General features: G+C 73.5%; 7 protein-coding genes. 3 read left to right on the top strand and 4 right to left on the bottom strand.

What is annotated here, in order from left to right:
* Positions 1-20 precede the first annotated feature (20 nt).
* The 4 genes from ABS772_RS13240 to ABS772_RS13225 form a co-directional block, all read right to left on the bottom strand.
* Positions 21-1,286, bottom strand: a complete 1,266-nt coding sequence (locus ABS772_RS13240) for a GGDEF domain-containing protein (RefSeq protein WP_350395181.1) — start codon at positions 1,284-1,286, stop codon at positions 21-23.
* Between the two features lie 396 nt (positions 1,287-1,682).
* Positions 1,683-2,669 (bottom strand): DUF808 domain-containing protein, encoded by a 987-nt coding sequence (locus ABS772_RS13235; RefSeq protein ID WP_238256302.1) that lies wholly within the window; start codon positions 2,667-2,669, stop codon positions 1,683-1,685.
* A gap of 100 nt (positions 2,670-2,769) precedes the next feature.
* Positions 2,770-5,025, bottom strand: a complete 2,256-nt coding sequence (locus ABS772_RS13230; RefSeq protein WP_350395178.1) for a CHASE2 domain-containing protein — start codon at positions 5,023-5,025, stop codon at positions 2,770-2,772.
* A 38-nt stretch (positions 5,026-5,063) separates the two neighbouring features.
* Positions 5,064-11,936, bottom strand: coding sequence for a beta strand repeat-containing protein (locus ABS772_RS13225; protein ID WP_350395175.1), 6,873 nt, complete (start codon positions 11,934-11,936; stop codon positions 5,064-5,066).
* Positions 11,937-12,502: 566 nt separating this feature from the next.
* On the opposite strand from ABS772_RS13225, the gene ABS772_RS13220 reads away from it, so the two are divergent.
* From ABS772_RS13220 to ABS772_RS13210, 3 genes are all read left to right on the top strand, one after another.
* Entirely contained in the window at positions 12,503-14,422 is a 1,920-nt protein-coding gene (locus ABS772_RS13220; protein ID WP_350395172.1) for a glycosyltransferase, read from the top strand.
* A gap of 209 nt (positions 14,423-14,631) precedes the next feature.
* Positions 14,632-15,336: a FecR family protein gene (locus ABS772_RS13215; protein ID WP_350395170.1), complete on the top strand. Its 705-nt coding sequence runs from the start codon at positions 14,632-14,634 to the stop codon at positions 15,334-15,336.
* A 573-nt stretch (positions 15,337-15,909) separates the two neighbouring features.
* Positions 15,910-16,191 (top strand): hypothetical protein, encoded by a 282-nt coding sequence (locus ABS772_RS13210; RefSeq protein ID WP_350395168.1) that lies wholly within the window; start codon positions 15,910-15,912, stop codon positions 16,189-16,191.
* Positions 16,192-16,413 lie beyond the last annotated feature (222 nt).

Raw genomic sequence — 16,413 nt, 5'->3', positions numbered from 1 at the left:
AGAGGGCGTGAGAGATCCTGTCAGGCCATCCCGGATCGCGGCGGCCCGACGATCGGGATGGCGTCCATGGCGCCGCGAAGCCCGGACGGCGGCTCCGCTCGGGCGGCGCCGATCTCCGGCTCGGGCGGGCCGGCCGGCAGGTCCAGGCATACCCGGTTGCGGCCCTCCCTCTTGGCGGCGTAGAGGGCGGCGTCCGCGCGGGACAGGGCGGGCTCGATCCGCTCCTCGCCGATGGCCACGATCGAGACCCCGATGCTGGCGGTCACGGTCACGGCCGCGCCGTTCACCGCGAAGGGCGCACCGGCCGCCGTCCTGCGCAGCCGCTCGGCGACCGCGGCGGCGGCGGTGGCGTCGGCGTCGGCCTGATCGAGGACGACCAGGAACTCCTCGCCGCCCCAGCGGGCGATGATGTCGTCCTTGCGCATCACGCCGCGCAGGCGCTCGGCGAAGCCGATCAGAACCGCGTCGCCGCCATCGTGGCCGTAGGTGTCGTTGATCGCCTTGAAGTGGTCGATGTCGGCCAGCAGGATCGCGCGGCGCGGCGGGGACGGTGCGCGGCCGGCCCAGCGGCTCATCGCCGCGAACAGCCCGCGCCGGTTCGCCAGCCCGGTGAGCGGATCGGTTTCGGCCAGGCGGCTGAGCTTCAGATGCGCGCGCTCGCTCACCATGGCCAGGTAGCCGACCTGGATGAAGACGCCGCACCACAGGTCGAACAGCAGCGAGAAGATGCCGCTCTCGGGCGAGGCGAGGCGCTCGCTCGCGACATGGACCACGCCGATCGACAGGACGAAGACGCCGAAATACCCGCCGAAGCCCGAGAGGACGATGTACTGCGTCCACAGGCGCGTCGCGGCGGGGGTTCTCAGGATCTCCCGGATGCACAGGCCCGTGCTCAGGGCGATGCCGCCGAACACCGTGGTGAGGCACCACGACATCGACACCCCGGCCTGCAGCAGGATGCCGTAGGGCAGGCCGGAGGCCAGGGCGAGCACGAGGGTCTGCGGAACGAGGGCCGCCCGCTCGTAGAAGAGGCGCAGGCCCGCCCAGGACGTGGCGAGGCTCGCGCCGTACAGGACGTAGACGACGCTGCCCTTGACGGCGTTCAGCGGGACGCTCGGCGGATCGCCCAGCATCATCAGTGAGGCCACCAGCGAGCAGCACAGCGCGCCGGCCCAGACCCCGAAATAGATCTCGCGCGGATGCCGCAGCAGGGTAACGAAGAACACCAGGACGAAGGCGAGACGGCTGCTAATGCTGGCGACCTGCAGCGTGTTGAAGTCGAGCATCACCGTTCAGGTCCTCCCCGGGACAGGGGCGCCTGCGGGTCCTCGACCGGCGGCTGCGCGGCCGGATCAGGGCTGGTCGAGATCGCGGCCCGGTCGGTGCGCGGTCGGCCCTCCGCGGGAGACGGGCCGGGCGATGGGACGGCCGGCGCGCTTCTCATGGGAGAAGCTTCGTGACGGGTGCTGTACGCATCGTGTTCCGGCCGCCCCGCGCCTGTCCCGAGCCATGGCTGCCGGACACTCAAGCCATCAAAGGATAATCGGCGGCACCTAAGGAAAAGTTATCGTATGTTGGTCGGATCTCCGCGGTTCCGGTGGTCGTCCGGGAAGACTCGGCGGGCGCGGGAGCGTTTCCGCGCGGAGCGGGGCGGAATGGATCGGCCCCGCCGTCGGCGTCCGTCAGGCCTCCTTCCCGCGCATCGGCAGAAGCCGCATCACCGCCCGCCAGGCCGGTGCCAGAACCTTGCCGGCCAGCGGGATCAGCGCGAAGCCCGCGATCAGCCCGATCACGCCCGAGCCCGCCGCGGTGACGAGCCACTCCACCGCGCCGCCGATCGCCGGCACGGCCCGGCCCGCCGCCACCGCCGCCTCGTGGATCAGGTGCTCGGGGCCGGCGAAGCCGTAGCCCGCGAGGCTGTGGACGATGATGCCGCCGCCGACCCACACCATGGCCGCCGTGCCGAGGACGGCGAGCGCCTTGAGGAAGACGGGCATGCCGCGCACCAGCCCGCGGCCGATCGCGGCCAGCACGCCGCTGCCGCGACGGGCCAGCGCGAGGCCGATGTCGTCGGCCTTCACGATCAGGGCGACGGTCCCGTAGACCGCGACCGTGATGCCGAGGGCGACGACGGCCATCACGACCGCCCGCGACCAGACCGTGCCGTCGCCCAAGCCCGCCAGGGTGATGGCCATGATCTCGGCCGAGAGGATGAAATCGGTCTTGATCGCGCCGGAGACCCGCTGGTTCTCCAGCACCTGCGCGTTCGCCGCGCCCGCCTTCGCCTCCGCCTCGTGCGCGTGGGCGGCGTGCGGCACGATCATCTCGTAGACCTTCTCGGCCCCCTCGTAGGCGAGGTAGAGGCCGCCGAGCAGCAGGAGCGGCGTGATCGCCCAGGGCGCGAAGGCGCTGAGCAGCAGCGCGATCGGCAGCAGGAACACCAGCTTGTTGATCAGCGAGCCGCGGGCGATGCGCCAGACGATCGGCAATTCGCGGTCCGGCGAGAATCCGACCACGTAGCGGGGCGTGACCGCGGCGTCGTCGATCACGACGCCGGCCGCCTTGGTCCCGGCCTTGGCGGCCTGGGCCGCCACGTCGTCCAGCGAGGCGGCCGCGACCTTCGTCAGGGCGACCACGTCATCCAAGAGGGCTAGCAGTCCGACGCTCACGATCGCCTCATCCGTTCCACGCTTCACGAGCATATGGCGCAGCGTGGCTTTTGGGCGAGGACGCGTCGTCCGAGGCCGCGGCCCAGCGACGTGCCGCCGGCTACTTCGCGGTGGCGATGGTGACGCCGTCCCAATCCGCAGGCGGCGGCTCCCGGCCGAAGGTCTCGGCGCGCTCGGCGTAGAGCGCGTAGAGGGCGTCGATCCGCAACCCTTGCGCCAGGGCGCGGCATTCCTGCGCGATCGCGTGGGTCTCGTCCCACTGCCGGGCGCGGTAGGCCCCGATCATCGCCGCGTGCCGGGCCGAGAGCGTCGCGAACGGCTCGGAGGTCCGAAAGACCTCGTCGCCGACGAGGGTGAAGAGGGTCTCGGGCTCGCTCTTGCCCTTCACCCGGACGCGATCGATCTCGAGCACCGGGTAGCGGTCGGCGATGGCCGCCGCCGTCGCCGCGCCGAGGACGACCTTCACCCCGTAGAACTTCGATTGCCCCTCGAGACGGGAGGCGACGTTCACGGGGTCGCCCAGCACCGAGTAGTCGAAGCGCAGGTCGGAGCCCATGTTGCCGACGACGCAGGGCCCGGTGTTGATGCCGATGCCGATATCCAGCGGCAGGACCGGATGCCCGCCCGCTTCCGCCTCGCGCCGCCGCGCGGCATTCAGGGCGTCCATCCGCGCCAGCATGTCGAGGGCGGCCGCGGCGGCTTCGGCCTCGTGGTCGTCGACGGGCAGCGGCGCGTTCCAGAACGCCATGATCGCGTCGCCCATGTACTTGTCGATCGTCCCCTGCCGGTCGAGGATGGCGTGGGTGAGCGGGGTGAGGAAGCGGTTCATCAGGGCCGTCAGCCCGGCCGGATCGGTCTTGTAGAACTCCGCGATGGCGGTGAAGCCGCGCACGTCCGAGAACATGATCGTCAGGCGCCGCTCCTCGCCGCCGAGCCGGAGCGGCTCGGGCGAGAGGGCGAGCTGCTCCACGAGGTCCGGCGACAGGTAGCGCCCGAAGGCGGTGCGGATCCGTTTGCGGCCGGCCTGCTCGCGAAAGTAGTTGGTGAAGACGAGGGTGAGGTAGACGAGGAAGGTCGTCAGCAGGGGGTAGGTCGCATCGAACAGGATGCCCTGCGCCGAGAACCGGTACCAGGACACGAAGGCGAGCTGCGCCGCGACGAGGCCGCCGAACAGGAGCAGGCCGAGCGCGCCGAGGATCGGGGCGAACAGGATGATGGCGAGCGACACCGCCGCCGTCGCGCCGACCTCGATCAGGGTCGCCTCGTTCGGCGCGGTGAGGGTGGTGCCGGTCAGCAGGTTCTCGAGAAGCTGCGCGTGGATCTCGACGCCCGGCATCGAGCGGTCGAGCGGCGTGGTGCGGTTGTCGAGCAGGCCGACGGACGAGGTGCCGACGAGGACGATTTTTTCGCGGACACGGTCGGGCGGGACCGTGCCGTTCAGGACGTCCCTGGCCGAGACATAGAGCCCCGGATCGTGCGGGCTGAAGCGCACCCAGATCTGCCCGTGCGGGTCGGTCGGCACGGTGAGGTCGGGCAGGCGGATCGAGACGACGCCCGCCTCATCGGTGCGGATCAGGAGGGTGTCGGCCCCGGTCGCCACCCGCAGGATGTCGAGCGCCAGCGTCGGCACGACGGTCCCGCCCGCCCGCAGCACCATCGGCACCCGCCGCACCACGCCGTCCCGCTCGGGGCTGATGGTGAAGACGCCCCGCCCCGCGGCGGCCCGCTCCAGCACCGGCAGGTTGCGGATCAGGCCGGGGAAGCCGATGAGCGCCGATGCCGGGTCGAAATCCGGTCCCACCACGGCGGTGCCGGTCTGCGGCGGCGGCCCCTCCCCCGTCCAGGCGATGGGGGTGCTCGCGGCGGTCTGGCCCAGCACCACGGGCATGCGCCCGATCGCGTCGGCGAAGACCCCATCGCTGTCGGGCTGCGCCCGCAGGTCGGCGCGGGCCGCCTCGCTCAAGTCCGGCAGGGTCTCGGCGAGGAGCGGCGGCGACAGGCGGTCGGGCTCGGAGAAGACGATGTCGAAGGCGACGATTGCCGCCCCGGCCTCCTGGAGCTTGCCGGCCATCGCCGCAAGCCGCGTGCGCGCCCACGGCCACTGGCCGAATTCCTTCAGACTCGCCTCGTCGATATCGACGATGGCCACCGGGCGCTCGGCCGGCGGCACCCGCGGCGAGAGCACCTGCAGCGCGTCGAAGGTGCGCAGGCGCAGGGCCTCGACCGGCGGGGGATCGGTGATCCGCAGGAGCAGCATCAGCAGGAGCAGGCCGCCGGCCAGCAGGCGGCCCGGCCCGATGCGCCGGCCGATCCAGCCGAGGGCGGCCCGGCCGGCGGATAGGACGCTCGTCCGCATCCGCGGCCCTGTCCGCCGGTCCTCGCGCGAAAGAGACGTCAGAACGCGTAGCGCACCGAGGCGCCGCCGTGGATGGTGTCGCCGACCGGCTGCGGCCCGAGCGTGCCGAGGATGAAGCCGTCGAGCGCCAGATCCTGCTGCAGCCGGTAGCTGATCCGCGCCCCGTATTCCGTCCAGGTGAGATCCTTGATCGGGGTGGTGAAGGGCACGTCCGCCACCGTCCCGCGCAGGCCGCTCCTCAGGCCGAAGCCGTGGGCGACGCCGAGATTGAGCTGCGCCTCGATCGCGGTGCCGAACAGGTGCGTGTATTGCCCCCCGATCTTGGCGATGTTGATGATGTCGGTGCCGCCGCGGCTCGCCAGGGCGTAGGGGTTCGGGGCGAGCAGGCCCTCGTTGTAGGCGCCGGCAAACTGCCAGCCGCGGCTGTACTCGACGGCCGCCGCGACCTCGTCCTGCGGCGACAGCCGGGCGACAGCGCCAACCCGGCCGAAGACCGAGCCACCGATGCTCGAGACCCGCCCGGTGCCCTGGCCGGCCATGTTCCCGAAGGTGTAGCCCCGGCTGTAGGTCGTGTTCTGGCTCGGCGCGAACAGGCCGCCGACATCCACGAACGGCCGCGCCGAACCGAGGCCCGCCGGGTCGTAGCGCAGCAGGCCGGCGAAGATCGGCCCGCCGGAGACGCGGACCCGGCCGCTGTCGTAGCCGGTATAGGCGAAGCCGCCGATGGCGATCAGCTCCTCGGTCAGGGCTTTGCGGCCCTGGGCGCCGACGCTGTAGGACCCGGCCATGCCGAAGCCGCTGAAGCAGTCGCCGCAGCTGATCTGCTGGTTGAAGCCGGTGAGCACGCTGCCGAGGATGCGCTGCGTCACGAAGGCGCCGAAGCGGTCCCGCGCCAGGCCTTGCGCCGAGGCGATCGCGCTCGTCAGGTCCCGCCCCGGCTCGGTCGGCCGGCCGGGCTCCGTCTCGCCGAACTGGATGTAGGCGCTGCCCGCATCGTAGCCGACGACCGGCTGCAGGCCGCGCACCGGTGCGGTGAAGCGGACGGAGGTGAACTGGCCGGTCAGCCCCGCGCTCGCCACCAGGATCGGCAGCCGCACCGGCGTAATGTAGGCCAGGGTCGACGGCGTGATCTGCAGGATGCCCCCGGAGGCGATCGTGGCGGTCGAGGGCGTGACGAGCCGGCTCGCCGCCGTCAGCGACAGGGTCGTCGCCAGGGTGGAGCCCGACCCGAGCACCACCGGCCCCTCCGCGGTCAGCGTGCCGGTGGGGTTGGCCGCGTTGCCGGGCGCCACGAACCCGCCGGACTGGACCGTGAGCGCGCCGACCCGGCCGGTTCCGGTCAGGCCCGCGCCGGGCCCGACCGTCAGGGCCGACGACCCGGTGAGCGCCCCGTCGACCTGGAGGATGCCGGCGGTGACCGCGGTGGCGCCGGCATAGGTGCCGGTGCCGGACACGACCAGCGTGCCGAGGCCGGCCTTCTCCAGGGCGCCCGCGCCGGAGATCGGGCCCGACAGGGCGACCGTTCCCGGGCCGGACTCGATCGTCGCGAGGCCGGGGCCGGCGAGGCGGATGGCGTTCTCCACCGTGTAGCCGCTGCCGAGGAAGGCGAGCCGCGTGCCGGTCTCGAGCGCGACGGCGCCGCCGCCGGCCGCGCCCGGCCCTCCGAGCGCCAGCGTGCCGCCCGCCACCGTGGTCCCGCCGCCATAGGTGCTCGTTCCGGTCAGGGTCAGCGTGCCGGCCCCGACCTTCGCCAGGGACAGCGCGCCGCCGCCCGCGCCGTCCTGCAGCACGGTCCCGGTGGTGCTGCCCGAGCCCAGCGTCAGCGTCGCCGCCGTGGCGGCCCCGTTCTGGATCACCCCGCCCTCTCCGGTCAGGGTGCCGATGCCGAGCCCGTTGCCGGCCAGGCTGACCGTGCCGGCATTGGTCAGGGCGGTAAGGTCGGCGAGCGCTCCGGAGAGCGTGAAGCTCGCCCCGGCCGCGTTCGTGACCGGCCCGGCGATCCGGCCCTGCGCCGTCACCGCGGCGCCGTTCGTCAGCGCGCCGGTGACGAGGCTGCCGGGACCGAGGGCGAGGCTGCCGCCGGTGATCGTCACCGCGCCGTCGAGCGTGCCGGTGTTGGTCACGGTGCCCGCGCTGCTCGTCAGCGCGCCGATCCTGCCGCGGTTGACGAAGCTGCCGGTGTTGGCGATCGGCCCGGCGAGGGTGCCGTCGTTGCTGGCGGAGCCGGCATTGGTCAGGCCGCCGCCCACCGTCCCGGCGTTGGCGAAGCTGCCCCCGGCCTGCGTCGTCACGGAGGAGGTCAGCGTGCCGCCTGCCGCGAGGGCCAGCGTGCCGGCCTCGACCGTCGTCGCGCCGGTATAGGTGCCGGCGCCCGCGAGCGTCAGCGTGCCGGACCCGAGCTTGCGCAGGCCGATCCCCGCCGCCCCTCCGGTCAGCCCGGTGGCGATGGTGGCGGAGACGCCCGCATCGACGGTGACGAAGCTCTGGCCCGCCGTGGTGAAGGGATCGCCGGTCAGGACGAGCGCGCCCGGTCCGGCGAGGCGGTAGCCGTCCACCGTGAATTGCAGGCCCTGCACGGCCTGCGCGCCGGTCACCGTCACCGTGCCGGCGCTGCCGCCGAACAGGCCGACGCCGGAGCGCCAGAGGTCGTTGATCTGCCCGCCGGGCAGGCGCGTCCAGTTGGTGCCGCCCGCGCTCCAGGTGCTGGCGCCGCCCTGGCCGCCCGCCGCCGCGCCGGTGGTGTCGGCGCCGTCCCAGAGCTGGACCGACTGGTTGCCGTTGGTGATGAGCACGTTCACCTGGGCCGGGATGTCGGTGTAGACGAGGGCGCTGGTGCCGGCCCCCGGCGTGGTGACGCCGTCGAAGGCGCCCGAGACCGTGCCGCCGTAGTTGAACAGCCGGTAGGCGCCCGAGACCGGCGCGGCCGCGGCGCCGGCCGCCGAGACGAGGCTGAGCCTGCCGCCGAGCCCAAGATTGCCGCCGACATTGATGAGGTCGTTGCTTGGCCCCCCGACGATGCCGGGTGAGCCGAACTCGAACAGCGAGGTCGAGCCGGGATTGAGGGTGTAGCTGCCGGCGACCGTCAGCGTGCCCGGCGAGTTGCCGGCCGAGACGGTGCCGCCGTTGACGGCGACCGAGCCGGCGATCGTGCCGGACCCCTGCAGGGTGCCGCCGGCATTGACGGCGAGGCGCGCGGCGTTGCCGGCGGTGTCGCCGAAGGTGCCGTTGATCGCCAGCGTGCCGGCATTGACGGCGGCGGTGCCGGTGAATTGGGCGCCGGGCCCGTTGCGGCCGGTGAGCACCGTGACGCCCGCGCCCGACTGGTTCAGGGTGCCCGCACCGGAGATGACGCCGGCCAAGTCCAGCCGGTCGGAGCGGTTGAGGGTGAGCGTGCCGTTGGTCACGACGTTGCCGGTGATCGCGCCGGCCGTGCCGCCGTCGCCGAGCTGCAGGGTGGCGCCGGCATTGACCAGCGTGCCCCCGCCGTAGCTGTTGGCCCCGGTCAGGACCACGCGGCCGGCCCCGCCCACGGTGAGCCCGCCGGGTCCGCCGACCACGCCGGTCAGGGTGAGGCTCGTACCCGCATCCGGCGCCAGCGCGCCGCCCGACGGACCGAGGTTCAGCGCGCGGCCGGTGGTGAAGTCGGCCCCCGTCGCCAGCGCGCCGCCGCCGAAGCTCAGGCCCCCCGTCGCCGCGCCGAGGTTGGCGTCGCTCGACACGCGGACGGTGCCGCCGTTGAGCGCCGTGCCGCCCGAATAGGTGTTGGCGCCCGAGAGCGTCAGCGTTCCGGCCCCGACCTTCGCCAGGGACAGCGCGCCGCCCGACCCGTCCTGCAGCACGGTCCCGGTGCTGCTGCCCGAGCCCAGCGTCAGCGTCGCCGCCGCGGCGGCCCCGTTCTGGATCACCCCGCCCTCTCCGGTCAGGGTGCCGATGCCGAGCCCGTTGCCCGCCAGGTTGACCGTGCCGGCATTGCTCAGGGCGGTAAGGTCGGCGAGCGCTCCGGAGAGCGTGAAGCTCGCCCCGGCCGCGTTCGTGACCGGCCCGGCGATCCGCCCTTGCGCCGTCACCGCGGCGCCGTTCGTCAGCGCGCCGGTGACGAGGCTGCCGGGACCGAGGGCGAGGCTGCCGCCGGTGATGATCACCGCGCCGTCGAGCGTGCCGGTGTTGGTCACCGTGCCCGCGCTGCTCGTCAGCGCGCCGGCCGTGCCGCGGTTGACGAAGCTGCCACTGTTGGCGACCGGCCCGGCGAGGGTGCCGTCGTTGGTGGTGGAGCCGGCATTGGTGAGGCCGCCGCCTACCGTCCCGGCGTTGGCGAACGAGCCCCCGGCCTGCGTCGTCACGGAGGAGGCGAGCGATCCGGTGCCTGCGAGCGTCAGCGTGCCGCCGGCCACGATCGTCGTCCCGCCGAAGGTGTTCGCCCCCGCCAGCGTCTGGCTGCCGCCGGCGAGCGTCAGCCCGCCGGAGCCGGTGATGCCGCCGGAAAACGTGCCGGAGGCATCCGTCAGGGTCAGACGGTTGGCCCCGAGCACCACCGTGCCGGCCTGGCCCGCTTCGCTGTCGCCGAGGCTCCGGATGGCGGTGCCGCCGCCGGTGAGCCCGGCAAGGTCGAAGGTGGCGCCGCCGGCCAGGGCGACCCCGCTCGATGGGGCGATCGTGCCCGAGCCCGCGAGTGCCAGCGTCCCGGCCTCGATCCGCGTCGCGCCGGTATAGGTGTTGGCGCCGGTCAGGGTCAGGGTGCCGGTCCCGGTCTTGGTCAGCCCGCCCGCGCCGACGAGCGGCCCGCTTGCGACCAGAGCCACGCCCGGATCCGCCTGGATCGCCCCACCGGCCGCGCCCAGGGTGAGCGTCCGCGCCGTCGCGAGGCCGGCGGTGGCCCGGAGCGTCCCGCCGTCGAGCAGGACGCCGCCGGAGGGCGCGCCGAGATTGGCGTCCGCACTGATCGCCAGCGTCCCGCCCAGCACCTGCCACGCCGTCGCCGACGGCGTCGTCCCGGTGAGCGTCCAGGTGCCCGCATCGACCTTCTGGAACACGCCGAAATTCTGGTACTGCGCACCGATCGCCGCCGCGGAAAAGGTCCCGTCGGTGGCGCCGCCGAGGATGAGCCGGTCGGCGGCGCTGAAGGCGACGACCGCCCCGTCGATCTGCCCGGTCGCGGTCAGGGTGAGGCTGTTGAGCCCGCCGGTGAAGCTGATGGCCCGGCCCGTCTCCGCCGCGGCGGGCCCGGTGGCGCCGGCGCCGACCGCGATGACGCCCGAATTGACGATGGCGAGGCCGGCCCCGACGACGGCCGTCCCGCCGAAGCCCCCGCTTCCCGCGGCGCCGCTCGCGCCGGAGGCTCCCGCGCCGCCGGTGATCGTCCCGGCATTGATCAGGGTGCCGCCGGTGGGGGCGAGCACGCCGATCCCGCCCGCGGCGCCGGTGCCGCCCGCGCCGCCGGCGGTCCCGCCCGCGCCGCCCGCGATGCGGCCGGTGGCGGCGTTGGTGAAGCGGGTCGCGCCCTCGATCAGGAGACCGGTGCCGCCGGTGCCGCCGATCCCGGCGACGCCGCTCGCGTCGGGTTCCACCGTGGGGATCTGCGCGCCGAAGGCCCCGCCCGTGCCGCCGGTGCCGCCGGCGATGAGGCCGGAATTGGTAAAGTCGGCACCGGTGACCTGCGTCCCGACGCCCCCCGCGCCGCCCGGACCGCCGGCCCCGCCCGGACCTCCCAGGCCGAAGCCCGGCAGGCCGCCGTCGCCGCCCTGCCCGCCCTCTCCGCCGCGCACGGTCCCGGCATTGCCGAGGGCGGTTCCGCCGACGATCCGCAGCCCGGTTCCCCCCGTCCCGCCGAGGCCGCCCGTGCCGCCGGTGGCCTCGGGCGGGGCGGCCGGCCCTTCACCGCGGCCGCCGACCTCGCCGCCCGTGCCGCCGACGCCGCCCGCGCCGCCGGCCAGGGTGCCGGTGTTGCTGAAGCCGTCCGCGCCGATGAGCTGCACGCCCGTCCCGCCGCGGCCGCCGATGCCGCCCGTCCCACCGGTTCCGCCGGTGGCGACCGGCGCCCCCGAGGGTCCCGTGATCTCGACGAGGCCGGGCGCGCCGACGGCACCGACGCCACCGGTGCCGCCGGTGATGGTGCCGGCATTGGTCAGGCTCGCGCCGGCCGCTCCGAAGAACCCGGCGCCGCCCTCGCCGGCCGCGCCGAGCACGGTGCCCGGCGCCTGTCCGGGGAAGCCGAGGCTGCCGCCGCTGCCGCCGGCCCCGCCGGCGACCGTGCCCTCGGCCGCGTTGGTGAAGGGGCTGCGGCCCGACAGGAAGACGCCGATGCCGCCCGCGCCGCCGCCGCCCGCGGTCCCGCCCTCGGCCCGCGCCGTGCCGCCGCCATTGCCGCCGCCGCCGCCCTGGAAGCTGCCGGGCTGCGCCGTGTCGTAGTTGACCGCCCCGCCGCCCCGGCCGCCGTCGCCGCCGGTCAGCACACCCGTATTGTCGATCTGCGCCTGGCCGGCGACGCCGTTGCCGCTCGCACCGCCGCCGCCGCCGCCCGCGCCGCTCGTTGAGAACGACGGCGCATCGCTGCCGTCGCCGCCGTTCCGTGAACTGTCCGTGCCCCCGGCCCCGCCCGTGCCGCCCGGGCTCGCGACCAGCGGTCCGTCGCCCTCGGGATAGGTGTAGCCGCTCCCGCCGGCCCCGCCGGCGAGGCCGGGGCCGCCGCCGTTGCCGCCGCCGCCGGCCCCGGAATTGCCGAGGCTGCCGTCGGGGTCGGCGCTGCCGGCGGGCGCGTCGGCGCCGGGCCTGCCGTTGCTGAGCCCGTCGCCCGACGTCCGCCCGCCGGCCCCGCCGCCGGCCGGCCATGCCGGCGCGCCCTGGAGCAACAGGGCGAAGACGGCGCTTCCGACGAAGACGGTCGTAAGCAGCGCGTCGCGCTTGTGCTGAGCCATGCCCCCAACCCCGTCTCGCGCGCCGGGCCTGCCGGCCTGGCTCCACGCCGAACCGCCCGGCCCCGACCCCGCGTTCTTCAATCGCGGGCCGGGTTCGAGCCTTATTTTTCAATGTGTCTCACGCATAGCCGATGCTTCCACCGACGAAACGGACCCGTCGACCGTGCATCCTCGGGCCCGAACCTGCGCGCTCCGGTGAAGAGCTTTTCCTGATCGGAACAGCCCCGCGCGGAGGCAGCCTTTCCGGCGGCGTGATCGTATCGTTGTTGGTTTGCCGGAGGGACTGCGGGCGGACATTACCGTCCCGCCCCGCTCCCATGAAGCCGAACATTGTCGGCGACGGCCGTCTTCCGCAGGGGAATTCGGCGAGAAGGCCGCGATGTGTGGGCGGGCCGCAACAGGGCCGCGAGGGATTTCGGGACAGCGGCAGGAAGAGGGAGCCGAAGACGGAGCTCTTGCCGATGGTCGCCGGCCGTGATTCGTCGGGCCCGGCACCGGCTTCGCGGGCAGGTTCCGGCACGGGCGCCGTCGCCCGATCGAGGGACGGGGTGTCGGGGAACGGACGGATGCCGACGATCGGCCTGTGCATGATTGTCAGGGACGAGGCGCATGTCGTGGAGCGCTGCCTCGACAGCGTCCGGCCCCTCATCGACGGCGCCGTCGTCGTCGATACCGGCTCGACGGACGGGACGCCGGAGATCGTGCGGGCCTATCTCGCCCGCCACGGGATTCCCGGCACGGTGGCCGAGGAGCCGTGGCGGGACTTCGCCCACAACCGCAGCGCCGCCCTCGCGATGCTCCGGCAGGATCCGGCGATCGACTACGCCCTGGTGATCGACGCCGACGACCGGCTCGCCGTCGCGGCGGGGTTCGACCCGGCGGCGTTCAAGGCCGGCCTGACTGCGGATGTCTACGACCTCGACATCCGTCACGGGGGCGCGGTGTACCGCCGGCCGCAGCTCGTCTCGAACCGCCTCGCCTTCCGCTACCGGTCGGTCCTGCACGAGTTCCTCGACATCCCGGGCACGGTGCGGTCCCACGGCGTGGCGACGGAGCTCGCCATCGTCTACGGCGGCGACGGGGCGCGCTCGCGCGATCCGCAGAAGTTCGCCCGGGACGCCGTCCTGCTGGAGGCGGCGCTGGCGGGCGAGGACGACCCGTTCCTGCGCGCCCGCTACACCTTCTACCTCGCCCAGAGCCTGCGCGATTCCGGGCAGTTCGAGCGGGCGATCGAGGCCTACCGCGCGCGGGCCGAACTCGGCTTCTGGGACGAGGAGGTGTTCGAGAGCCTGTTCAATGCCGGCAAGCTGATGGCGCGGCAGGGGGCGCCGACGGACGACGTCCTGGCCCTGCTCGACCGCGCGAGCGCGACCGTGCCGGAGCGCGTCGAGGCGCTGCACGCCGCGGCCCTGATCTGCCGGCAGCGCGGCGAATGGGACCGCGGCCTCGCCGCCGCGGCGCGCGGGCTCGGGCGTCCTCCCCCCGAGGCCGGCCTGTTCCTCCAGCCCTGGATCTACACGGTCGGGCTCCTCGACGAGTTCGCAGTCAACGCCTACTGGGCGGGCCGCGACATGGACTGCCTCGTCGCCTGCGCGATCCTCCTGTCGCGCGAAACCCTCGATCCGCCGACCCGCGAACGGGTGCGCGCCAACCGCGACCACGCCCACGACCGGTTGCGGGCCCGCGCCTCCCTCTGGACCGGGACGCTGAAGGACCGCGCCCCGCGGATCGCCGTGGTGACGGCCTACCGCTCGGACGCCCCCGAGACGCGGGACCCCGAGGCGCTTCGGCGCTGCATCGCCTCGGTGGCGCGCCAGACCGTGGCGGCGGACCACATCCTGATCGCCGACGGCCCGGCGCAGGACGGGTTGGATGCTCTGGTCGCCGATCACATCCGCCTCGGCGGAGCCGGCGCGGGCTCCCGCGCGGCCTGGGCGGTCGGCGGCCTGCTCGCGGCGGCGCGGGGCTACACGGCGATCGGCTTCCTCGATGCCGGGTGCTGGTACGATCCGGACCACATCGAGAGCTGCCTCGCGGCGGCGCTCCGGGTCGGGTTCGACCGCTGCGGGATCGTCACGGCCGCCCGCCGGCTGCGGCGCCCCGACCTGACCGTCCTGCCGCTTCCCGAGGAGGATCCCGACCGCTTCGTCGATGCCAGCGGCTACCTCTTCCTGCCGCCGGCCTTTGCCCTGTTCGGCCACTGGGCGCTGACGCCCCGGCCGCTGGACGAGATCGGCGACCGCCTGTTCTGGCTCGGGGCGCGGGCGAGCGGCCTTGCCAGGGGCCGGACCCGGTCGGCGACGGTCAATCGCCCCGCGACCTACGCGGCCGCCTACGAGGCCCTGGGGGAGACGCCGCCCCCCGGCGCCCGGGACAGGCCCGATCACCGCCGCTTCCGGGCCTGGATCGAGGCCCTGCCGCCGGAGGCGCTGGCAACCCTCCGGCGCCAGATCGGGGCCGATCCGCGCGACCTCTACCGGCCTTAGCATCGTCCCGAAAGGTGGCCGCCGGCTTTCGGAAAAAGACGATGCTCCGGTCCTCCTGCCCCGAAGACCGGCGACGTTCAGCGGAGACCTCGAACCTGGGTCACGCGCGCCGTCGATTTGCAACACCGGCGGGAAAAGCCGCCGGGACCGTTGCCGCCGCCTCGGGTTTCGCGTCTACGATGGCGCGACTTCCGATGGACCGCGCCGCGATGAGTCTCGTCAGACGGATCTGTTTCGCCGGCTTGGCCGGCGGCCTCGCGCTCGGCCTTCCGGGCCCCGCCTCGGCCCAGCAGATCGGTGCGACGACGGTCGTGAAGAACGACGTGTCCCGCCTCAAGGGCGCTCAGAAGAATGCCCTCGCCGAGGGCGAGAAGGTGTTCCGGGACGAGGCGGTGCAGACCGGCGCGGACAGCCTCGCCAAGATCGTCTTCCTCGACCAGACCAACCTCTCGATCGGGCCGAACGCGCGCATCGCGCTCAACCAGTACGTCTATTCGGAGGAACGGCCGGCCGGAAAGGTGGCGCTCAACCTGCTGAAGGGCAGCTACCGGTTCGTGACCGGCGACCTCGACAAGAAGGCCTACGAGATCAAGACGCCCGTCGCGACGATCGGTGTCCGGGGGACGGTGTTCGATGTCTGGACGACCGGCGGCCGGTCGGTCATCACCCTCGTCGACGGCGAGGTCCGGGTCTGCACGCGCCAAGCCAGCCCGCAGGCCTGCCTCACCCTCGATGAGCCCGGCTCCGTCGTCGTCGTGACCGCCAGCGGCCTGACCCCCGCCCCGCCCGGCTCCGCGACCCGCTTCAGCTTCGGCGGCTATTGCGGCGCCAATCCGGGCCTGTGCACGCCGACCCGCCTGTCGGAGGGCGGCGCGCCGCAACCGGCCGCCTTCGCCGCCCTGTGCGGCCGCTGAAACCCGTCCCGATCGCCTCGGCGCTCCGAATCGCCCCCACATCCTGCCTCGACCGCATCCGGTGCCGGACGCGGTCGGGCGGCCGCGCCCGGCCCAGACCCTAAGCCGCCCTCGGCCGAAGGTTCAGGCCGCCCAGGCGAGGATCAGGACGCCGCTGAGGAACATGGCATAGGTCGCGAGCAGCGCGGAAATCTCACGGTGCTTCGAAACGACGGCGCGGGAGACGGACAGCATGACGATGATCAATCACGGGGTGGCCGGATCAGCCTGATAGCCAAACCTTGACGGTTTTGGAGTCGCCGCCGCCCGGTTTCGCAGGAAAAGACGAGGTGTTGCGCGCCGGAGACTCGCTCAGGCGGCGGACCCGGCCGCGTGCGCAAGGCTTGCCGCGCAGCCGAATGCCTCGCCCTTCATCGATGCTCGGGTCGCAGAAGCTATAGGGCGGAAATCCTCGATGAGGTCGTGCGAAATGGCACGTCATTCCAGGAGATGCGAGCCTAACTCAGGGACACCCAACAAGTCACGGCCAGCCGCCATTCGACGGAGACCGCGCAAGCCTAGTAGGATTGTGCCATGAACACTCGTATCAGTTCCACCATCGCCGCCATCGTCTTGGGAATCGGCGCGATCTCTTCACCCGCTCTCGCTCAGAACATCTCGTCGGTTCGAGGCGAGAAGCCGTCGAGCTTCTTCACCGAGCGTCCGGCCCCGTACGCCTACGACGACCTGACGACCGGTTCGATCGGCCCGGTTCGGGGTCGCGGCATCGACCGCTCGGCCAAGGACGGCAACGCGGAGCTCAACGACCGCGCCGTGCCGAACTACGGTGCGACCGCCGGCGGCCCGGCGCGGTGACGCCGCCCGTCGCCGCGTCGGCCCGGAGAGCCGCTCCGGCGCCGTGACGGACGATACGACACGCTCCGCCGGCCCGTGAGACGATCGGGCGGCGGGGCTGCTCATTGATTGTTAACCATCGTGCTCCCATATCAGGAGCATGCCGATCGCGATTCTGTCGCTCGATCGGACGCGGCCACGATGCCGGGACGAGGGTGACGCCGGATGTACGCGCACCGTTGT

The sequence above is a fragment of the Methylorubrum podarium genome (assembly GCF_040270385.1).
Lineage (GTDB): Bacteria > Pseudomonadota > Alphaproteobacteria > Rhizobiales > Beijerinckiaceae > Methylobacterium > Methylobacterium podarium.
The sequence above is the reverse complement of the archived record's forward strand: the minus strand, read 5'-3'. Positions and strand labels throughout refer to the sequence as shown.